This window comes from Microcystis aeruginosa NIES-843 (assembly GCF_000010625.1).
Classification (GTDB): Bacteria; Cyanobacteriota; Cyanobacteriia; order Cyanobacteriales; family Microcystaceae; genus Microcystis; species Microcystis aeruginosa.
On sequence record NC_010296.1, the window covers coordinates 349,476 to 368,168 of the forward strand.

Genomic DNA, 18,693 nt, shown 5'->3' on the forward strand with positions numbered 1-18,693 from the left:
TTTACCTGGATTCTTCGGGATTATTACGACAATACTGCCAGGTATGTATAAAATAAGAAGCAACTTCAGTAAACCATGTTTTAAAAATATTTCTGTTCTCACTGGTGACGATAACCCCATTAATAAACTCTTGCCATTGGGGATCATTAGCGGGAAGAATAAAACCATAATAATCACAATTTAAAGGATTGCGCGGGATAAGTTGATAATCTTTTTCTAAGGATAAACCGAGAATGACAGCTTCTCCAATTAGCAGAATACCATCACTAGCAAAAGCATCTATTCCATTCCTTCTTAAACTTTGGATACCTCGCAGTCTTCCCGTCACTCCTTGAAATTCTTGATAGGTAGCAAGAGGATATTTTTGTCTTAATAATTCTTGAGTGCTGGTATCTCGCAAAACTCCAATACTTATACCTTCTAAGGACGAGGAAAAGTTAAAATTATTCTGATTATCACTCCGAACTAAAAACTGAGTTCCCGTCACAAAAAAAGGACGAGAAAAACTGACAGCATTGGGTATATTTTTTCTGATACTATTAGGACCACACTCGAAATCAACGGTTTTATTTTCCAATAACTGGAAGCGATTAAATAAAGTTGATTTATAAATTTTGACACTGATGATCCGGAGGTTTAATTTATGCTTGAGTTCCCCTCTGAGCAATTGGATAAAATCTAAGCATAATCCCTGCAAATTATTATTACTATCTCGATAGCCAAAAGGAATGGCATCTTCTCTCATCGCTACTTCTAATAATCCCGTGCGTTTAATTTTTTCTAGCACTGTTTCAGACTTAGCGGGGAGAGCAGCAAAAACATTAGATAAAATAACGAGAGTAAGAATGATTAATTTCATGACTTTTGCCGAGATTATTTAAGATTTGTTATGGCCGTGATCCCATTTATCTAAAATGTCTTTGAATAATAATTCATCTAACCATGTTTTTACTACCACTGTCAAAGGTAAAGCCAATAATAAACCTAAGATGCCAAACATTTGAGCAAAGAAAATTTGAGCAATTAGGGTAATTGCCGGTAGTAAAGATACCTGTTTAGCCATGACAGTGGGTGTCAGCCAATAACTTTCGACATTTTGGATAATAAAATAGAGAATCAGAATAGCGACAATTTTCCAAGGTGCATCGATAACAGCAATTAGAATGGGAAAAATCACACTAGCAGTCGGTCCGATATTAGGGATAAAATTGAGCAATCCTGCTAGGATAGCATGAACGAGAACTAGATTAATTTGTAGAAGCCAAAGACCGAAACCACTGAATAATCCTACCATAGTTGAACTAATGGCAATTCCCAACAACCAATTACCTAAACCCGCTTCCGATAGGGTCAGAATTTCCTCGGCACGACGACGATAGAAGTTAGGAAATAATTTTAAGAAAGCTTGTCGATAGGGTTGGGGGTTGGCTAACATCATCATTGCTAACACCAGCACGAATAATAATTGCAAAATTGCCGCAACTGAGTTAGAAAAGAAGGTAAAAAAGTTACTAAAAACAAAGGTTCCTAAAGGTTGTAACTGCTGGAATAAATCAGTTAAATTAGGCAGCGATGGCAACCAATCAAATTGAAATTGTTGTCGCCATTGAATCGAGTTATTGCGGACTAAATCCCAAGCTTGCGGTAAAAGTTCAATTAATTTTTGAAACTGTTCGATAAAGGGGGGAACAATAATTATAAAAAATAAAATCACAATTGCTAGACTCGTCAGCAGGGTAATTAAAATAGCCAAACCCCTTTTAATACCCAATCTCTGCAATCCTTTCACACATCTATTTAAGGCTACGGTAAACACGATCGCCATAAAAATCAATAATAACAGCTGTCGAATCTGCCACAATACATAGAGAGCCATTATTAAACAGATAAACCCCAACCACTGACCAAATTTCACGACCTTTATTTATCCTATCGGGACAAGTTTTATCATACAGCAGTCGGTCCTCAGCTTTTTCAGTTATCAGTGATCAGTTACCAGTTATCAGTGGGACTCTGGTTCTTCGTTACTCGGGATGGTTCCATCGGGTAGCATAAATCGACTAAATCCTTATCTGGCAAGAGACTTAATTGATTAGTTCGTTCTAGAGCAAAAACAACTGACAAAAATCGCTAAATGTTTTTCTCCATAAGGGTTTCATTCCTTATAACCCCGTCCATTGCATAACACAAACCGAAGAACCTAGAGTGTTAAGTGAGCAGTATATGGATGACAACAACAGTGCTGTCTTTTCACTGATTACTGTTTACTGTTCACTGATAACTGACCAAATCTCCCCACTTCCTCACTTCCCCAACAGCATAAATCAAGTTTTGTATCAAAAATTTGCTAATTTTGCTGTTATGTGCTATACAATTACGCCACAAAACAGGATAGAAAAACGAGATTTTCTTAATTACCAGACATTTTCTCAAATTTTATGGCAACTCTCCCAGAGTCAAATTATCCTGAAAGAAATCCTCTCCTAGAAAATCCGACAAGACTCAGAGAAATTGTAGCCATTAATGCTTTTATCCTTGTATTAGGACTTCGATAATGAAAGAATTGGAGCGATACTATAAAGTTTTAGGGTTAGATCATGGGGCATCTCTCGACGAGATCAATCAAGCCTACAAAGATTTGGTGTTTATTTGGCATCCCGATCGCATTCCCAAAGATAATCAGCGTCTTTTGGAAAAAGCCACCGCTAAACTGCAAGAAATTAACCACGCTAGGGAACAATTGCGGCAAATTCATCAAAATTCTCCTAAACGCTCCAATTACCCCCCTAAAACTGAAAAACAGCCCGCCCACGCCTATAAAACTGCGTCCCCCTATCAGCCTCACCCTAGCCAACCCGGCCAAAATTCCCAAACCCACAGCCATAAAACCCACAGTCAACAAACCCACAGTCAACAAACCCACAGTCAACACAGCCACTCCCAGAATAACCATCAGGTCCACAATCATGCCGCCTGGCGCCCTCACTATCGGGATTTAAACGGAGCCGATTTACAGGGAGCTAACCTGAAGGAAAAAGATTTCTCTAGTCGCAGTCTCATCGGGGCAGATTTAAGCCATGCCGACTTAAGCGATAGCTTCCTGCACAAAGTTAACCTAGAAAAGGCTAATCTGTACAAGGCTAATCTTTTTCGCGCCAATCTCCTCGAAGCTAACCTTAAAGGCGCAAATTTACAGGAAGCCAATCTCATCGGGGCGGATTTAAGCGGGGCAGATCTGTCGGCGGCGGATTTACGCGGGGCAAAAATTGGCTTTGGTAAGCGTATTATGGTGAAATTAACTGGAGCAATTTTAACGGGAACAATTCTCCCCGATGGTTCGATTCATCAATGAATAACCTCCTGCTAATTTTGATATTTTTTTAATAGGAACTATCACCTGATGGGCATTTATTACACAATCGCTGCTGTTTTTCTAGGGATGCAATTAGCTGGAGGAGAAAATTTATCGGCAGCGAATTCTGATTTTTTACTGCTGCAAAAAGCTCTAGAAAAACACAATTTTATCGTTAAAATTTCCCCGCCACCAGTGCGAGGAGCCTACGGGTTATTTGATAGTAAAACTAGAATTATTTGGATTCATCCCCTAGTTTTTGACTTAGGTATTGCCCGACCAACATTAATTCATGAAGCTGTCCATGCCGCTCAACTTTGTCATGGAGGCAAAACAGTTAAAGCTCTTAATTTAGCCATAGAACCACCGGCAATGACCAGAAGATTTTTTATGAATTATCAGGGTTTTAGCAGACAAATTGAAGCCGAAGCCTATACTGTTCAAGTTCAGCCCGATGGTCTAGATTTAGTGATTTCTTTACTACAAAAATATTGTCCTTAGAAAACCTGTCGATAAATCTACCAATCCCGTTCTAATTCTTCGGCTACACGACGATAATCAGCGCTGGCTTCTTGGGCATTTTTACCGCGCCAATTGGTAATAGCTACCCCGTCTAAAACGGCTTTTTCGTGGGCCTTATAATTTCTGACAAAAGCATGACAGGCGGGAATACCTAATTCTAATAGAGTATTTTGTGCTTCTAAAGTTTCCTTAAGACTACGAGAATCCACTTTTGTTAATAAAACCCGATAGGCAATTCCTAGGGGTTTAACTGCTGTGCGTACCGTGTCAATTAAAGCCATTAAATCCATCGGTGCGGGAGGAGTCGGTAAAATTAAATAATCCGATTCTGCTATTACTGCCGTAAGTAATTCGGAACGCAAAGCTGGTGGTGTGTCAATCACGATCAGATCGTACTCGATAATTTGACGCAATTCTCCTAATTTCTCTGTATTAATTTGCTTGGCTAAATCAAATACCATACCCGCTTGATTTCTTTCTACCCACCAAGTGGAGGAACCCTGCGGATCCGCATCCACCAGCAAAACACGCTGATTCTGCCCCCAAATTGCCGCTAAATTGACCGCAGTGGTGGTTTTACCCACACCACCTTTACCATTGACAACAGCGAGGATTTTTGGGCTATTAGGCTTTAATTGCGAGGTCATTTTCAGTTATCAGTTATCAGTTATCAGTTAAGTAAGTAGGCGTTAAAAGTTATCAGATGCCCCTCTTATTAAGGGGGGATCCCCCCGCCTACCGGCACCCCCCTTATCAAGGGGGGCAGGGGGGATCGAACCTAAAATCTATCTTCAATTTAATTATAACCAGCTACTTATCAGTTATCAGTTATCAGTTACCAGTTATCAGTTATCAGTTACCAGTTATCAGATTTGAGTTTTAAGTTCACTGTTTACTGTTTACTGATCACTGTTTACTGATCACTGAAAAAAAGCTCCCCACTGATTACTGTTTACTGATCACTGATCACTGAATATAACTAACCAGAAAGTTTTTGATCTAAGATTTGGCTAGTTAATTTAGGATCGGCTTTACCGCCGCTTTTTTTCATGACTTGACCGACAAAAAATCCCTTAAGATTGGTTTTACCCGCCCGGAATTTTTCTAACTCGCTTGGATGGGAGGCGATAATTTCCTCGATCAGTTTTTTGATTGCAGAAGTGTCAGAAATTTGTATTAATCCTTTCTTTTCCACCAGTGTTTTTGGTGAACCGCCTTCGGTGAGAAGTTCCGGTAAAATTTCCTTAGCAATTTTGCCACTAATTGTTCCCATTTCAATCAGTTTAACTAATTCGGCTAAGTCTGATGCTTGCAGGGCAATTTCTGTGATCGTCAGCTTATTATTATTCAAATAAGCGGCGATATCTTGACTGATCCAGTTAGCGACTAATTTCGCATTAGCCCCGGCAATTACGGCAGTTTCAAAATATTCGGCCACGGTGCGATCATCGGTTAAAACCCTGGCATCGTAGGCGGAAAGACCAAATTCTTCTTCATAACGACGACGTTTACGCGCGGGTAATTCCGGTAATTCTTCCGCCCAAGCTTTTAACTGTTCGGGGGAGACTTCTAGGGGGGGTAAGTCCGGTTCGGGAAAATAGCGATAATCGCTAGAACCTTCTTTTTTCCGCATACTAATCGTCCGTTGACTAGCTTCTTCCCAAAGACGGGTTTCCTGTACGATCAATTCGCCATTTTTGATCGCTTCAATTTGTCGATCAATCTCGTATTCTATGGCTTTTTGGATAGCACTAAAGGAGTTCATATTTTTAATTTCTACCTTAGTCCCGAACTTTTCAGTGCCTTTTTTGCGAACAGAAATATTGACATCGCAGCGTAGGGAACCTTCCTGCATATTACCGTCACTGATGCCGAGATAACGCACTAAACGCCGTAATTCTTGGGCATATTCCGCCGCTTCGGCCCCGGTGCGTAAATCTGGTTCCGAGACAATTTCCAATAATGGTACACCTGTACGATTAAAATCGACGAGGGAATGGGTGGAACCGGAGAGACGTTCGCTGCCAGCATGAACCAGTTTTCCTGCGTCTTCTTCCATGTGCAGACGGGTAATGCCGATAATTTTGCGGCTAACTTCCTTAGTTTTTTTATCGACGATCTCGATTTCTAGTTGACCCTGTTCGACAATAGGGAGATCATACTGGGAAATTTGATAATTTTTCGGCAGGTCGGGATAAAAATACTGTTTGCGATCAAATTTGCTATGAGGTGTAATCTTACCATCGATAGCTAATCCCAGTTTAACGGCACTAGCCAGGACTTCTTGGTTAAGGACGGGTAATACCCCCGGATAACCCAAACAGACGGGACAGACGTTAGTATTGGGGGGACTATCGAAGTTGGTGGGACAGGAACAAAATATCTTGCTTCTGGTGTTCAGTTGACAGTGGGTTTCTAAACCGATAATTGCTTCGTATTCAGTGGCAGACATATTTTCTCGCTCTCGCCGACACAGGAATGATCTGTTTAATCATTATAGTCGCGATTCTGGAGCATTCCCTCCCTTCATAAAACTTAATACTGTAGTTACTAATAACTCTATGCACCTTTAATATAGCTTAAAAAAGATAATTTATTCAGCCAATGTACGCCATTATTTTAAATTTTATCAAAGGCATAAGACAGGGAAGCTTATCGATAATTTTTCACCGATAAACCTAGCTTTTTTAGTATCGACCACCGACCACCGAAAACCAAAACTTCCCACCTCACCGTTAAGATAACCGCCATAAATCGTAGCAAAAATTAACTTCTAGAGACGGGATATTTGCTTAGTATAGAAACAGAGAGATTATACCTAAGAACTGACCCCATAACCAGCCAAAAGCAATATAAGCGGCGAAAGTGATCATTTTCTAGGCAAATATTGCCTTAGTAAGTAGGTGGGTGTTAAAAATTGTCAGATACCTCCCTTATTAAGGGGGGATCGGCACCCCCCTTATCAAGGGGGGCAGGGGGGATCAAGGACAAAATCTATCTTCAATTTAATTGAAACCACTTACTTAAGTAGGTAGGCGTTAAAAGTTGTCAGATCCCCCCGCCTATCGGCACCCCCCTTATCAAGGGGGGCAGGGGGGATCGAACCTAAAATCTATCTTCAATTTAATTGAAACCACTTACTTAATTGACGATTTTTACTTTTTACTTAATTTTATGTCTTTAACTCTCTCAGAACAACTCAAACGAGAACAATTATCCTATCCCCAAACTCTCCTCCATCATCTGCAAAGGTTACGGCATTTTGTGACAGTGGAAGGAGAGGAGAAATTGCAGCAGTGGAAAAACCTCATTGAAAAGGAGAATTTTCAACCTAGCACCCGTAATTTAGCCTATTATCTCGCCCTGAGACAAGAAGATATCCGGGATTTACAATTAGCTTTAATGCCCTGGGGATTATCTTCCCTAGGCCGGATTGAATCGAAAGTTTTACCGACTCTCGATGCGGTAATTGCCACTTTAGGGGCGGTTTGTCATCAAGAAGCCTCATTATTACCCAAACATCCCCCTTTAGAGGCATTTTTCCAAGGAGATCAACTTTTAGCTTCCCATAGCGCGGAAGTTTTCGGTCTGCCTTCCCCCCGGCGTCGGGTGCGAATTATGGTGACAATGCCGACGGAGGCGGCAACCGACCCCGATTTTATCGCTCAATTACTGCGTTGCGGGATGGACTGTATTCGCATTAATTGCGCCCATGATGGCCCGAAAGAGTGGCAGGGAATGATCGAAAATCTGCGCGAGGCGGTCAAAAATCCCGAAAATTTAGTCAATGGACATACCTGTAAGGTTTATATGGACTTAGCTGGCCCAAAAATCCGTTTAGAAGAGATTTTAGCCCCCCAGTCCCAAACCAGACTATATCAAGGGGATTTTCTCCTCTTAACCACCCAACCCCCCCACACTGCCCATCCTCAGTATTTTCAGGCTAATTGTTCCCAACCGGAAATTATTCCCCAAATTCCCGTCGGGGCGAAAGTTTGGATTGATGATGGTCATATCGGGGCTGAAGTTATTGCCATAATGCCAGAAGGTCTTTTACTAAAAATTACCCACGCTAGGGAGAAAGGGGAAAAACTCAAAGCAGATAAAGGCTTAAATTTCCCCGATACGGTCTTAAATATCGATCCTTTGACCGCAAAAGACCGGCAAGATTTAGATTTTATTGCCGAAAATGCCGATATTATCGGTTACTCTTTTGTGCAAAAAGCCAGCGATATCGAGACACTACAGCTAGAGTTACAAAGTCGTTTGGGGGATGCTTGGCGACAAAAAGCAATCGTGGCCAAAATAGAAACACCTTTAGCCGTGAAAAATCTTCCCGAATTAATCATCCATGCCGCCGGTAAACAACCTTTTGGGGTAATGATTGCCCGGGGTGATTTGGCCGTAGAAATTGGCTATCAAAGACTAGCAGAAATTCAAGAGGAAATTCTCTGGTTATGCGAAGCGGCCCATATTCCGGTCATTTGGGCTACCCAAGTCCTAGAAAATCTGGTCAAGAAAAGTATTCCCTCCCGGGCCGAGATTACCGATGCCGCTATGGCCGAAAGAGCCGAATGTGTCATGCTTAATAAGGGGGAATATATCCGTGAAGCGGTGACAATTCTCGATGATGTTTTACAAAGAATGCAGAGCCACCAAGCTAAAAAAACGCCCCAATTACGCGCCCTCCATTCTTGGGTTTAAGCAGTTTCAGTTATCAGTTATCAGTCGGAACTGTGTGCTGATGGGAAGTGAGGGAGTGAGCAGTTAATCGTACTATACAAAAGCGGATTTGGGAGTAGCGGTTAAGAAAGGCTATTCTTGATTTGATCAAGAATAGTCTCGGGATCGCGGATAAGTAGATGAGTGTCTTTAAACTTCTCGAAATCCCAATAGCTAAGACGACTAATTTTCTCCAAAGAATCCCAAGTCGGGATAAAATCCTTTCGGGTTTCCAACCAGAGTACAGTTTGTCCGTGACCGGGAAAAGTCGCATAACTGAATTGAGGGAAAAAATCATGGATAGCGAAAATGACCTTATAGACATCCCCCATCCAGCTTGGGTCCTTAATCTTAAGCAATTTTCTTAATATGCGAAAGAGCCGGAAATTAGGAAGAGAGGCAAACCAACTAATCGGACAGGTATCATCAATAAGCCAGATAGTGCGGGAATGAGAGTATCGTAAAGAATTACAAAAGTCTCTAAACGTTTGCTCGAAAGTGTGTAATCCATCTAAGTATATCAGATCGAATTCACCGTGTTGGGGAGCAAGAGTGGAGAAAAAAGAATCGCTCGTTATTTCATAAAAAATTGAGTTTTCATTGGCGTATTTTTTATGAACATCGTCCTTAAAACAGGGATCTACAGCTATTTTTTGGGGAACCTTAACCCGAATAAAAGTCCCCCCAGAGCTAACTCCAATTTCCAAATATTTAGAGGCGGAGTTAATATCTGCTAATGCGTTTAGTCTTTCAAATCTACGTTTAAGCATTGTTTTCCTTTTATGATGGTGAATTTAAGGGTATTCTGACAGTTATGATCGGACAAAACATATTTGTAAATCAACATTATTACTGGCATAATATAGCGCTTTTCACGTTACTGAGGTATCGACAAGTTTTGCCAACAAAGGGTTTAAGCCCCTTGCCCATGCCTCATTCTGATGAAAACTGCTATAACATCTTCTCTTGGTATCGACAGAGGATTTACCCATAACTATAGAGTTTACCAGTATCATGGGGTATGCTCACTTAACCCTTTTGTTCCCCTCCCCAAAACCTAAGGTATTGTACCTCATCAGCAGGGAAATTGCTAGGAATTCATGGAATGGATGATAGGCCATATTGAAATTGCCAAGTTATGAGAATAACGACTAGCGACATTATCATACAACAAAAGCTAGAAATGTCAAATCTCGCTTTAACATCTGTCCTCAAAGGGACTTGGTGACATCCAGTGTCAGAAGCAGATTAACGCATATTATTGACCGCACCACTAACCAAACCAGCGCTAACATAGCGACCATAACCATCAAGACGGTTTTGTTGAGCGATTCGAGAGGGATTATTGACGAGATCGGCAACTCCCACACCCATCATCACCACGGAGATAACTGCGATTAAGTAGTTACGGACAAAAGTTTGATTTTGGTGGTTGGCTAACATGGTTGTCACCTCTCTTTCCTGTCGATAACCTTAGAATACGAGAGGGTTTGGGGTGATGTCAGTCCCATAATTCCGGGTGACAGAAGTGGAAAAAAGTGGAATCCACAGACAAGCTATGATTTTTTGTCGATTAGAATCGGTAGATAGGGAATCGGGAACAGGAAAAGGGCAATATTCGTCATTAATCTGGTTAAATAATCAGTAAATTGCCTAAAAACTCAGATATTCTCCAGAATATGACCTTAGAAACCGCGATTATGACCATAAAATTTTTCTGGCCTTTAGTTTTAGGATTATCTATTGTTATTATTGACAATGGGCAATATTTGAGAGCAGAAACGGTAACTTTGAGCGCCAGTCAACGGCAACAACTGCGATCGCTAGATGCTAAGATTATTTTACCTAACTATATTCCTCCCGGATTTCGGGCCAGCGAGATTAAAATCCTCGCAGAAGAGGGGAATGGATACGCAGTCCTCTTTGAAAATGCCGAGAATAGCTGTTTTTTGGTGGAAGGAATCGAAAACGCCAGGGGCGATGATGGTTTAGAATTAGAGGGAACCCTGGCGCTCAATTCCCCACTATTTGGAGAAGGATACTGGCTCAATTATGGTACACCCAAAGACTCGGAATTAAGGCAACAATTCCCCGAACCCGATTTGTATTCCGATTGGATGAAAATGGGAGAATATTTTTATCGTCTCAGTGGGGCATTAATTGCCCGGGAGGAGTATGATTATCCTAATTGCCGTCAAGATATTTCCCCATCGGAAGCGGTTAAAATAATCGAATCTTTCGGAGATAACAATTAAATTGAATTTATCTACAGTCATTTCTGATCTACAACAAAGAAGCAAGGAGCGGTTAGCTTGGTCTGATTTTTGCTGGTTAGGATTAGTAATAATTTTGGGACTGGTTATTAGGTTAACACAATTAACTAGCAAACCTCCCTGGACGGATGAATTTGCCACTATGGTTTTTAGTATTGGCAATAATTACCAGATAGTGCCGTTAAATCAAATAATTTCCCTAGACACTTTATTAGCACCTCTTCAGAGCAACCATCAGGCAACTATTGCCGATGTAATTAAATTAGTTATTCAGGAGGACAATCATCCACCTTTATATTTTATTTTCGCCTATCTCTGGAATAAATTATTCTTTGATCGGGGAGAATATGTGTCTTTAGAAGGAATGCGATTGCTGGCAGTTTTTTGGGGAGTTATTTCGATTCCTTTAATTTATTTTATCAGTAAATTGGTCTTTAAATCCGGCTTGATCGCTTTTCTGTCGGCGATTTTAATGGCGGTTTCTCCCTATGCGGTTTTTATCTCCCAAGAAGCGCGTCATTATACTTTAGCGGTTGTATTTGTCCTCATATCTTTAGGCTGTTTTCTTAGGGCAAGCAGCAAAATTATCGACCATAAGAGAATATCCCATACTTTGGTTTTTTTCTGGTTAATTGTCAACTGTCTAGGGTTATTAGTCCACTATTTTTTTAGTTTAACTATCCTAGCGGAAGCAATAACTTTATTATTGATTTTATTCAAGCAAATCCAACAAAAAAACTTTTGGATAACTAATTGGTGGCGTTTAAGTTTAGTTTTTTTAGGTAACTTGAGCTTTATTATTATTTGGTTTATCAGCTTTGTACCCAAAGATTATGGCAATCAGATGACTGGTTGGATTCAGAGAGACAATGATAGTTTTTTAGCAGTAATTAGCCCCTTTTTTCAATTGCTGGGAACATTAATCACCATGCTTTCCCTGCTCCCCGTTGAATCAGAATCTTTAATAATTATCTTGATTTCTGGCGCAATAATGATCGGGTTTTTTCTCTGGATTATCCCACAATTAAAAACAGCGTGGCTAGACTCCTATAAATCAGAATTAGGCATTCTCTCGGCATTTTTTCTCAGTTCAATTGCTATTTTCTTTGTCATCACTTATCTGCTTTTGATCGATATTACCCGGGGAGCTAGATATAGTTTTGTTTACTTTCCCTCGGTAATTTTAATTCTAGCAATTTTATTAGACAATTGTTGGCAAAGGAAGCAGAAAAGAATAGTAATTATTGTCATTATCATGGCTTTAGTTAGTTCCCTAAGTGTGACTTTTAATTTAGGCTATCGTAAGTATTATCGCCCAGATAAATTAGTTACCACTATCGAAAATAATAGCCGTTATCCGTTAGTAATTGCCACTAGCTATAGGAGTTTGGTGCAGGTGGGAGAAATGATGGGAATTGCTTGGGAATTTAACCAAAAATTTCCCGATAAAAACCCTAAGTTTATCTTAGTTAACCCAGAACAAAAGCCAAATTTTAATCTGTCATCTTCTCTTGCTTTTGAATTATGGTTAATTAATTTCCATTCTTCAATAGATTTATCGGACTGTCAACCTTCAGAGTTATCCTCCAATTATGTAACAGGTTATGAATATCAAAAGTTTCTCTGTGGGCGATCGATGGATTATAATAGTAAAGTTAAGTAGGGCTATTAACTATGATTATTTGGGTAAATGAACAGATTGACCCCTGCGGTTTAGTACAAGCTTGTATTGCCTGTCAAGATGAACAAGCAGCAAAAGATTGTCATCAAAGTTGGTTAACCAGTCTTACGGACGAACAAAAACAAGCGGGGTGGGTAGCAGTTTTAAGAACCGTAGAATCTTGGGATGATGTACCAGTAAATGCTCTGAAGTTAAGTTATTAACTATAACTAGGGTTTGCGGCAAAAAGTTTTGCGTGGGAAGTGGGAAGTGGGGACAAGGGAGCGGGTTTTTAAAGCTGGATTAGGAGTTAATCGCACTATTAACAACGTCAATCGATGACAAAAATTTGGCTGGCAGAGCTTTTAGAGCAAAAACAGGCGAAAAAATGCAAGAGGGCAGGTTTTACCCCACCCTTTGGTCTTATTTTAAACGAATTACTAACCGGCGATCGGGTTCCACGCCGCGACTTTCCGTGGTTAAATCGTTTTCTTCCTGAAAAAAGGCATGGATTTGGCGACGTTCCGCCGAAGATAGGGCTTTTAATTCTATTTCCTGTCCTGTTTGCCGCACTTGCGTCGCCGCTTGATTCACCCAGTCGAAAAGTTCTGCCTGTTTTTGTTGACGATAGCCATTGATTTCGACAATATAGAACTGATGTTCTGCCGCCTCGACACCAATATTCAGAATCGTATTAGCTAGGGATTGAATCGCATCCAGTCCCTCACCCTTGTTAGCGAGGAGAAGTTCCACTTGTTGGGGACTCAATTGACTGCTATCAATAATTAACCAACAGGAGGAAGGTCCAGTTCCCAATTCCTGCACACCAATCTGGACATCTGTGGGCATGGCCATCAACTTTAGCAGTTTTTCCAGCCATTGTTTAGCTTTCTCGCTATTTTGCTCCCATATACTCATTACGATGTTTTTTCCTTTTTCTTGCTAGAACGTTTTTCAAAGGGGAGAGCATCGCGGGATTTTTCCGTTTTTTCCTGTTCCGCTACCAATTTTTGCAGGTTTTCCGGTAACGGTTCCCGCATCAAAATCACCGTTTGAATAGTTTGGAAGATGTTCGCAGTTAAGATATACATCAATACCCCCGCTGGTAAGGGGAAAAACAGGAACATCATACTAAAAATTATCGGGGTGATTTTATTCACCGTTTGCTGTTGTTGGGCTGCTCCCCCCGAAGGCGCACCGGCACCGGATAACTCTTGGTTAACATAGATACTAATGCCGAAAGCGATCACCATCGCCAAGATATCCCAGTGAATTTCACCATCTGGACCGGTTGCCCCAATTCTTCCCAGGGCCTCAATAAAGAGAAAACCCGTATTAGCGGCAATCCCCGGCACGATAACTTTAATACTGGCATCTCCGGGGGCTAAAGCGACGATGGAACCGTCTTCATTAACTTGCACCAGTTCTTGACCTTTAACCACCTCGTAGGTGGGTTTTAGGTTATTTTCGGGTGCTTCCGTGGCTAATTGGCTTAAAGACTTGCCCTGGTCGTTTTGCAGGTCGATTTTTACCTGTTCTCCCGGGGCGATTTTATTGCCTTGGGGTAAAAAAGCGGTGATGGGATAGTGGAGAGACTCGTCAATATAAACGTTTTGGGGTTTGGTGGCATAGAGTTGGCGCTGCACCATGGCGATTTGTTCGCTCGGCAACACCTGTAAATCGACGGTGTAGTTAATATCCGAGAAGGGGGAACCCCGCAGCGTCGCAAATAAAGCCAAAAGAATCGGCATTTGTAATAACAGGGGTAAACAACCCGCTAGGGGATTGCCCAACTCCTGCATTAATTTGCCCATTTCCTCCTGTTGTTTTTGCGGGTCATTTTTGTAGCGTTGTTGAATTTCTGTCTGTCTTTCCTTCATTAAGGGTTGAGTGATTCGCATTTTTCTCATATTGCGAATCTGGCCGGCACTGAGGGGAAAGACGGCAAATCTGACCACCAGCGTTAAAGCAATGATGGCGAAACCGTAACTATGCACAATCCGAAAGAAAAAATCTAGGATTGGCAACATGATATTTGTGGAAATAAATCCGACTCCAAAATCCATGGGTTTAATCTATGCCTTCTCGTTTAATAGGGGTTCACTTTGACAAATCTAATTTATCGAATCTCGGCGATCGATTATTTTGTTTTATTGACTGATGATCGATTCTAGGGGACGACCGGTTTTATCGGCGACTCTTTCGGCAATATAGTCATGAATTTCCCGGAATTTCGGCATCGCCCGCATTTCTAAACGACTTCTATCCTTGAGAGTTACGACAATATCCCCCCAAAGACCAATTCCTCTCGGCATTTTCGCCACTTTTGCCACTTCTGAATAGATAATATCTGTGCGATCTCGTCCCATCCAACCCCCGGTGATCGAAATCCGCCGATCGGTTATCTTATATCTTAACCAGATTGCCCGTACTACTGCCCCAACGGTCAAAGGTAAACAAATCACCGTAAATCCTAGCAGTATATTGATGATTAGGTCGCCGATGTGCGGACCCCCTTCATAAAAAGTTTCTTCTTTAATGCCCATGAATTATATTGGCCTTCACTAACAACTGCTTTAATTCTCGCAAAAAATGTTCATAATTGCACTCGATCGCCCCTGGACGGATAATGATTATCCCTCGCCATCCTGCCGCTATTTCTGGCAATAACTCCCGAATTACCGCTCTTATTTGTCTTTTTAGTCGATTACGAACCACCGCTTTTTTACTAACTTTCTTGCTAATCGAGATACCAAAACGACTGGGGCCGGGGGCATCTGGGCAAGAATCCTCTAAACTAATTAAGGTTAAGTGGGAACCGTGATAACGCTTCCCTGTTCCATAGACAGCTTGAAAATCCTGTCGATGTTTTAAGCGATGAATTTGGGGTAGTCCCACGAAAATTAGTCGGTTCCCAGAATAACCTAAACACTTAAACGATAGCGCCCTCTTTTCCGACGAGCTTTAATTACTTTGCGTCCGTTGACGCTACGCATTCTCGCTCTAAATCCAGAAGTGCGCTTCTGTTTGCGCGTGGTTCCTTCTAAAGTACGTTTACTCACTGCTGATTTTCCTCCTTAAGATAGAGTTACTCTATAGATATAAAGACACAATTTTCTATTATAACAAAATTACTAGGAATTGGGAAGCCCATGGTCAAGCTCCGTTTTGGTCGAGATATCTGTAATTGTCTCCCAGTGGCTGAAAAGCGCGAATGGTTAGTCACTAATGGTATTGGTGGTTTTGCCGCGGGAACTGTGGCCGGATTGCTAACTCGCTGTTATCATGGTCTCTTGATCGCTGCTTTGGCTCCACCGACGCAAAGAACGCTTCTTGTGACTAAAATCGATGAATCGATACAATATAACCAGAAAATTTATCATCTGGCCAGCAATCGCTGGTTAGGTGCTACGATCGAACCGCAAGGCTATATTAATATCGAAAGTTTTCATCTGGAAGGCACAATTCCCGTCTGGACTTTTACCTGTGGGGATGCCTTACTAGAAAAGCGTATCTGGATGGAACAGGGAGAAAATACCACCTATACTCACTATACCTACCGTCGTGGCAATTCTCCCCTAACTCTCAATCTGACTGCTTTTGTCAATTATCGTGATTTTCACGGCAATACCCAGGGTTTTAACTGGCAAATGGCTATTAGTCCCCTAGAAAAAGGAGTCAGAGTGATTGCCTATGACAATGCTGTACCTTTTTATCTATTAATCAGTCAGGGAGAGGTTTTTCCCGCTCATATCTGGTATTATCGCTTTGATTTGGCCGTGGAACGTTATCGTGGTTTAATCGATCGGGAAAATCATCTCCATGCCGCTAGTTTTTCGGCTACTCTTAAAGTGGGAGAATCGGTGACAATTGCCGCTAGTACCCGTCCCGATCCCAGTTTAGACGGTCAATCTTCTCTAGAGTCTCGCTATCGCTACGAAAATAGTCTGATTAATCCCCAGCAGCCCGAATGGATTCAACAACTTACCCTCGCTGCCGACCAGTTTATCGTTAGTCGTCCTCTCCGGGATCAACCGGAGGGCAAAACGATAATCGCGGGTTATCCTTGGTTTGGTGATTGGGGTCGCGATACGATGATCTCCCTAAGAGGATTAACTTTGACTACAGGCAGACCTGCGATCGCCCGTCAGATTTTACTAACTTTTTCCCGTTATCTAGACCGGGGTTTATTGCCGAATTTACTGCCCGATGGGGGAGAAATGCCCGAATATAACGCTGTCGATGCTATTCTTTGGTATTTTGAAGCCATTCGTTCCTATTTTAACCAAAGCCAAGATTTTGAGTTTCTCAGAACTATTTATCCCGCTTTAAAGGAAGTGATCGCTTGGTTTCGTCGCGGCACTCGCTACAATATTCACCTAGATGACGATGGTTTGATCTATGCCGGCGAAGCGGGAGTACAATTGACTTGGATGGATGCCAAAGTTGATGATCTGGTGATTACTCCCCGCATCGGCAAACCCGTAGAAATTAATGCCCTTTGGTTCAATGCCCTCAAAATAATGGTTCAATTTGCCCATTATTTGGGCATGGATGCCACTGATTACGAAAAAATGAGAAAAATGACCCTAAAAGGGTTCTCTCGCTTCTGGGATGATTCTCTGGGGTATTGTTACGATGTTTTAGATACGGACAAGGGCAATGATGCCAGTTTACGACCGAATCAACTTTTTGCCGTGTCTTTGTCGGTGGAGGAGTTATTAAATTCCCCACAGAAAAAGGCCATTGTCGATATTTGTGCTTTAAAATTGTTGACTTCTCGCGGTTTGCGATCGCTAGATGCCGATCATCCTGATTACCGTGGCGTTTACAGTGGCGATCGCTTAAAAAGAGATAGTGCCTACCATCAGGGGACAGTCTGGGGATGGTTATTAGGGGCATTTATCGAGGCCCATCTGAAAGTCTATCGCGATCCCATCCTAGCTGAGAGTTTTTTAACACCGATGATCGACCATCTTCGGGATAGCTGTATCGGTAATTTAAGTGAAATTTTCGATGGTAATGCCCCTTTTACCCCTAGGGGTGCTTTTGCCCAAGCATGGACGGTGGCAGAGGTATTAAGAGTTTGGCAAGCGATCCGAGAATTTTCGCCATAATCCTTTAAAATAAGCAATTGTTAGGTGTGTTAGACCAGCTAAAGGACCGACCCTAAAACCCACTTTCCGCACTTCTTAACATTCAATTGATAATTTTTACTAATACATTGCTTACAACCCTTTGCCAGTAAAGATTGTAGCTACAAGGATCGATTTTCATCAAGGTGAAGAATTGTAATTTGTTTTCTCAGAAAAAATCAATTATTGAAAATGTTCTCAATAGTAGTTTCTACAATGAAGCTTTTTCGTCAAAACATCTTGGGGAATGTAAAAATATATAAAGGTATATGAAGATGTGCGGAATGTCGGCTAAAAACCTCAGTCAGACCGTTATAGACAAAACTCTCATGGAGAAACCGCAAGTTATTTTTCTCGATGCTGTGGGTACTCTTTTTGGAGTAAAAGGCAGTGTCGGAGCAATTTATAGTCAAATAGCAGCTGATTTTGGGGTAGAGGTGGCGGCCGAGAGTCTAGAACAATCTTTCTTGGCTATTTTCCCCACTTCTCCCCCCCTAGCTTTTCCTAAGGTTGAACCTGCACAAATTCCCGAGTTAGAGTATCGCTGGTGGCGATCGCTGACTGGGGCAGTTTTTCATAATTTAGGTTATCTGGAACGATTTCCCGATTTTGAGGCTTTTTTTGGCGAACTTTACCGTCATTTTGCCACGGCCGAGCCTTGGGTCCTGTACGAGGATGTCATTCCCGCTTTAAGACTCTGGCAGATTCAGGGGATCGAGTTGGGCATTATTTCTAATTTTGATAGTCGTATCTACCAAGTTTTGGCCGAATTAGGCTTAGAATATTTTTTTCGATCGATCACGATTTCTTCCCATGCAGGAGCAGCTAAACCCGATGCTGAAATTTTTCAAATCGCCCTGCAAAAACATGATTGTTCCCCCGCACAAGCTTGGCATATTGGCGATAGTAAAAAAGAGGACTACCAAGGGGCAAAAGCCTTGGGTATGGAAGCATTTTTAATTAAAAGATCAATCGGTCAAGAGAGAAAAAGTCTCTGAGCGGGGATGGGGGATAGGGGATAGGGAGGGA

Annotated in this window: 20 protein-coding genes; 8 read left to right on the forward strand and 12 right to left on the reverse strand. The window is 41.6% G+C overall.

Annotated features, from left to right (window positions below; translation table 11 throughout):
- Position 1: 1 nt before the first annotated feature.
- The 3 genes from MAE_RS01765 to MAE_RS35550 form a co-directional block, all read right to left on the reverse strand.
- On the reverse strand, positions 2–859 hold the full coding sequence (locus MAE_RS01765; protein ID WP_012264060.1) for an amino acid ABC transporter substrate-binding protein: 858 nt from the start codon (positions 857–859) through the stop codon (positions 2–4).
- 18 nt (positions 860–877) lie between these two features.
- Positions 878–1,915, reverse strand: a complete 1,038-nt coding sequence (locus MAE_RS01770) for an AI-2E family transporter (protein WP_012264061.1) — start codon at positions 1,913–1,915, stop codon at positions 878–880.
- A gap of 77 nt (positions 1,916–1,992) precedes the next feature.
- Complete coding sequence (locus tag MAE_RS35550; protein WP_269453957.1) at positions 1,993–2,124, reverse strand: hypothetical protein; 132 nt, start codon at positions 2,122–2,124, stop codon at positions 1,993–1,995.
- Between the two features lie 430 nt (positions 2,125–2,554).
- On the opposite strand from MAE_RS35550, the gene MAE_RS01775 reads away from it, so the two are divergent.
- Together MAE_RS01775 and MAE_RS01780 are read left to right on the forward strand one after the other, a co-directional pair.
- The gene (locus MAE_RS01775; protein WP_012264063.1) at positions 2,555–3,352 is read left to right on the forward strand and encodes a pentapeptide repeat-containing protein; all 798 of its coding nucleotides are present in this window, start codon (positions 2,555–2,557) and stop codon (positions 3,350–3,352) included.
- A gap of 48 nt (positions 3,353–3,400) precedes the next feature.
- On the forward strand, positions 3,401–3,853 hold the full coding sequence (locus MAE_RS01780) for a hypothetical protein (RefSeq protein ID WP_041803663.1): 453 nt from the start codon (positions 3,401–3,403) through the stop codon (positions 3,851–3,853).
- 17 nt (positions 3,854–3,870) lie between these two features.
- On the opposite strand, the gene MAE_RS01785 is transcribed toward MAE_RS01780, so the two are convergent.
- Together MAE_RS01785 and gatB are read right to left on the reverse strand one after the other, a co-directional pair.
- Positions 3,871–4,521, reverse strand: a complete 651-nt coding sequence (locus MAE_RS01785) for a ParA family protein (protein WP_002745320.1) — start codon at positions 4,519–4,521, stop codon at positions 3,871–3,873.
- 332 nt (positions 4,522–4,853) lie between these two features.
- Entirely contained in the window at positions 4,854–6,326 is a 1,473-nt protein-coding gene (gene gatB, locus MAE_RS01795) for an Asp-tRNA(Asn)/Glu-tRNA(Gln) amidotransferase subunit GatB (protein ID WP_012264066.1), read from the reverse strand.
- Positions 6,327–7,048: 722 nt separating this feature from the next.
- Between gatB and MAE_RS01800 the strand changes: the two genes are divergently transcribed.
- Positions 7,049–8,578, forward strand: coding sequence for a pyruvate kinase (locus tag MAE_RS01800; protein WP_012264067.1), 1,530 nt, complete (start codon positions 7,049–7,051; stop codon positions 8,576–8,578).
- Positions 8,579–8,679: 101 nt separating this feature from the next.
- Here the strand turns inward: MAE_RS01800 and MAE_RS01805 are convergent, their stop codons facing one another.
- Both MAE_RS01805 and MAE_RS01810 read right to left on the reverse strand, forming a co-directional pair.
- Complete coding sequence (locus tag MAE_RS01805) at positions 8,680–9,366, reverse strand: class I SAM-dependent methyltransferase (RefSeq protein ID WP_012264068.1); 687 nt, start codon at positions 9,364–9,366, stop codon at positions 8,680–8,682.
- Positions 9,367–9,844: 478 nt separating this feature from the next.
- Positions 9,845–10,039 (reverse strand): hypothetical protein, encoded by a 195-nt coding sequence (locus tag MAE_RS01810; protein WP_002763089.1) that lies wholly within the window; start codon positions 10,037–10,039, stop codon positions 9,845–9,847.
- Between the two features lie 236 nt (positions 10,040–10,275).
- Between MAE_RS01810 and MAE_RS01815 the strand changes: the two genes are divergently transcribed.
- Genes MAE_RS01815 through MAE_RS01825 form a run of 3 tightly spaced genes read left to right on the forward strand, consistent with a single transcriptional unit; the run spans position 10,276 to position 12,753 of the window.
- Positions 10,276–10,851 carry a hypothetical protein gene (locus tag MAE_RS01815; RefSeq protein ID WP_041803666.1) on the forward strand — a complete coding sequence of 192 codons (576 nt, stop codon included), beginning with the start codon at positions 10,276–10,278 and terminating at the stop codon, positions 10,849–10,851.
- A gap of 1 nt (position 10,852) precedes the next feature.
- Positions 10,853–12,532, forward strand: a complete 1,680-nt coding sequence (locus tag MAE_RS01820) for a glycosyltransferase family 39 protein (RefSeq protein WP_041803668.1) — start codon at positions 10,853–10,855, stop codon at positions 12,530–12,532.
- Between the two features lie 11 nt (positions 12,533–12,543).
- On the forward strand, positions 12,544–12,753 hold the full coding sequence (locus MAE_RS01825) for a hypothetical protein (protein ID WP_002739214.1): 210 nt from the start codon (positions 12,544–12,546) through the stop codon (positions 12,751–12,753).
- A gap of 199 nt (positions 12,754–12,952) precedes the next feature.
- On the opposite strand, the gene MAE_RS01830 is transcribed toward MAE_RS01825, so the two are convergent.
- From MAE_RS01830 to rpmH, 5 genes are all read right to left on the reverse strand, one after another.
- Entirely contained in the window at positions 12,953–13,447 is a 495-nt protein-coding gene (locus MAE_RS01830) for a protein jag (protein ID WP_002797761.1), read from the reverse strand.
- Positions 13,447–14,595, reverse strand: a complete 1,149-nt coding sequence (gene yidC, locus MAE_RS01835) for a membrane protein insertase YidC (protein ID WP_012264073.1) — start codon at positions 14,593–14,595, stop codon at positions 13,447–13,449. The genes MAE_RS01830 and yidC overlap by 1 nt, the downstream gene beginning before the upstream one ends.
- Positions 14,596–14,679: 84 nt before the next feature.
- Positions 14,680–15,075, reverse strand: a complete 396-nt coding sequence (locus tag MAE_RS01840) for a PH domain-containing protein (RefSeq protein ID WP_002738951.1) — start codon at positions 15,073–15,075, stop codon at positions 14,680–14,682.
- Positions 15,065–15,427: a ribonuclease P protein component gene (gene rnpA, locus MAE_RS01845; protein ID WP_002797764.1), complete on the reverse strand. Its 363-nt coding sequence runs from the start codon at positions 15,425–15,427 to the stop codon at positions 15,065–15,067. Before rnpA ends, MAE_RS01840 begins: the two co-directional genes overlap by 11 nt.
- Positions 15,428–15,453: 26 nt before the next feature.
- Positions 15,454–15,591, reverse strand: coding sequence for a 50S ribosomal protein L34 (gene rpmH, locus MAE_RS28205; RefSeq protein ID WP_002739276.1), 138 nt, complete (start codon positions 15,589–15,591; stop codon positions 15,454–15,456).
- 90 nt (positions 15,592–15,681) lie between these two features.
- On the opposite strand from rpmH, the gene MAE_RS01850 reads away from it, so the two are divergent.
- Both MAE_RS01850 and MAE_RS01855 read left to right on the forward strand, forming a co-directional pair.
- Entirely contained in the window at positions 15,682–17,646 is a 1,965-nt protein-coding gene (locus MAE_RS01850) for an amylo-alpha-1,6-glucosidase (RefSeq protein ID WP_002797765.1), read from the forward strand.
- 347 nt (positions 17,647–17,993) lie between these two features.
- On the forward strand, positions 17,994–18,662 hold the full coding sequence (locus tag MAE_RS01855; protein WP_002797767.1) for an HAD-IA family hydrolase: 669 nt from the start codon (positions 17,994–17,996) through the stop codon (positions 18,660–18,662).
- Positions 18,663–18,693 lie beyond the last annotated feature (31 nt).

Excerpts from the sequence above, each read along its gene's own strand:
- MAE_RS01805 (WP_012264068.1), bottom strand. The coding sequence starts at position 9,366 with ATGCTTAAACGTAGATTTGAAAGACTAAACGCATTAGCAGATATTAAC.
- MAE_RS01800 (WP_012264067.1), top strand. The coding sequence starts at position 7,049 with ATGTCTTTAACTCTCTCAGAACAACTCAAACGAGAACAATTATCCTAT.
- MAE_RS01785 (WP_002745320.1), bottom strand. The coding sequence starts at position 4,521 with ATGACCTCGCAATTAAAGCCTAATAGCCCAAAAATCCTCGCTGTTGTC.
- MAE_RS01775 (WP_012264063.1), top strand. The coding sequence starts at position 2,555 with ATGAAAGAATTGGAGCGATACTATAAAGTTTTAGGGTTAGATCATGGG.
- MAE_RS01830 (WP_002797761.1), bottom strand. The coding sequence starts at position 13,447 with ATGAGTATATGGGAGCAAAATAGCGAGAAAGCTAAACAATGGCTGGAA.
- MAE_RS01815 (WP_041803666.1), top strand. The coding sequence starts at position 10,276 with ATGACCTTAGAAACCGCGATTATGACCATAAAATTTTTCTGGCCTTTA.
- MAE_RS01765 (WP_012264060.1), bottom strand. The coding sequence starts at position 859 with ATGAAATTAATCATTCTTACTCTCGTTATTTTATCTAATGTTTTTGCT.
- yidC (WP_012264073.1), bottom strand. The coding sequence starts at position 14,595 with ATGGATTTTGGAGTCGGATTTATTTCCACAAATATCATGTTGCCAATC.
- MAE_RS01825 (WP_002739214.1), top strand. The coding sequence starts at position 12,544 with ATGATTATTTGGGTAAATGAACAGATTGACCCCTGCGGTTTAGTACAA.
- gatB (WP_012264066.1), bottom strand. The coding sequence starts at position 6,326 with ATGTCTGCCACTGAATACGAAGCAATTATCGGTTTAGAAACCCACTGT.
- MAE_RS01850 (WP_002797765.1), top strand. The coding sequence starts at position 15,682 with ATGGTCAAGCTCCGTTTTGGTCGAGATATCTGTAATTGTCTCCCAGTG.
- MAE_RS01855 (WP_002797767.1), top strand. The coding sequence starts at position 17,994 with ATGGAGAAACCGCAAGTTATTTTTCTCGATGCTGTGGGTACTCTTTTT.
- MAE_RS01840 (WP_002738951.1), bottom strand. The coding sequence starts at position 15,075 with ATGGGCATTAAAGAAGAAACTTTTTATGAAGGGGGTCCGCACATCGGC.
- MAE_RS01780 (WP_041803663.1), top strand. The coding sequence starts at position 3,401 with ATGGGCATTTATTACACAATCGCTGCTGTTTTTCTAGGGATGCAATTA.
- MAE_RS01810 (WP_002763089.1), bottom strand. The coding sequence starts at position 10,039 with ATGTTAGCCAACCACCAAAATCAAACTTTTGTCCGTAACTACTTAATC.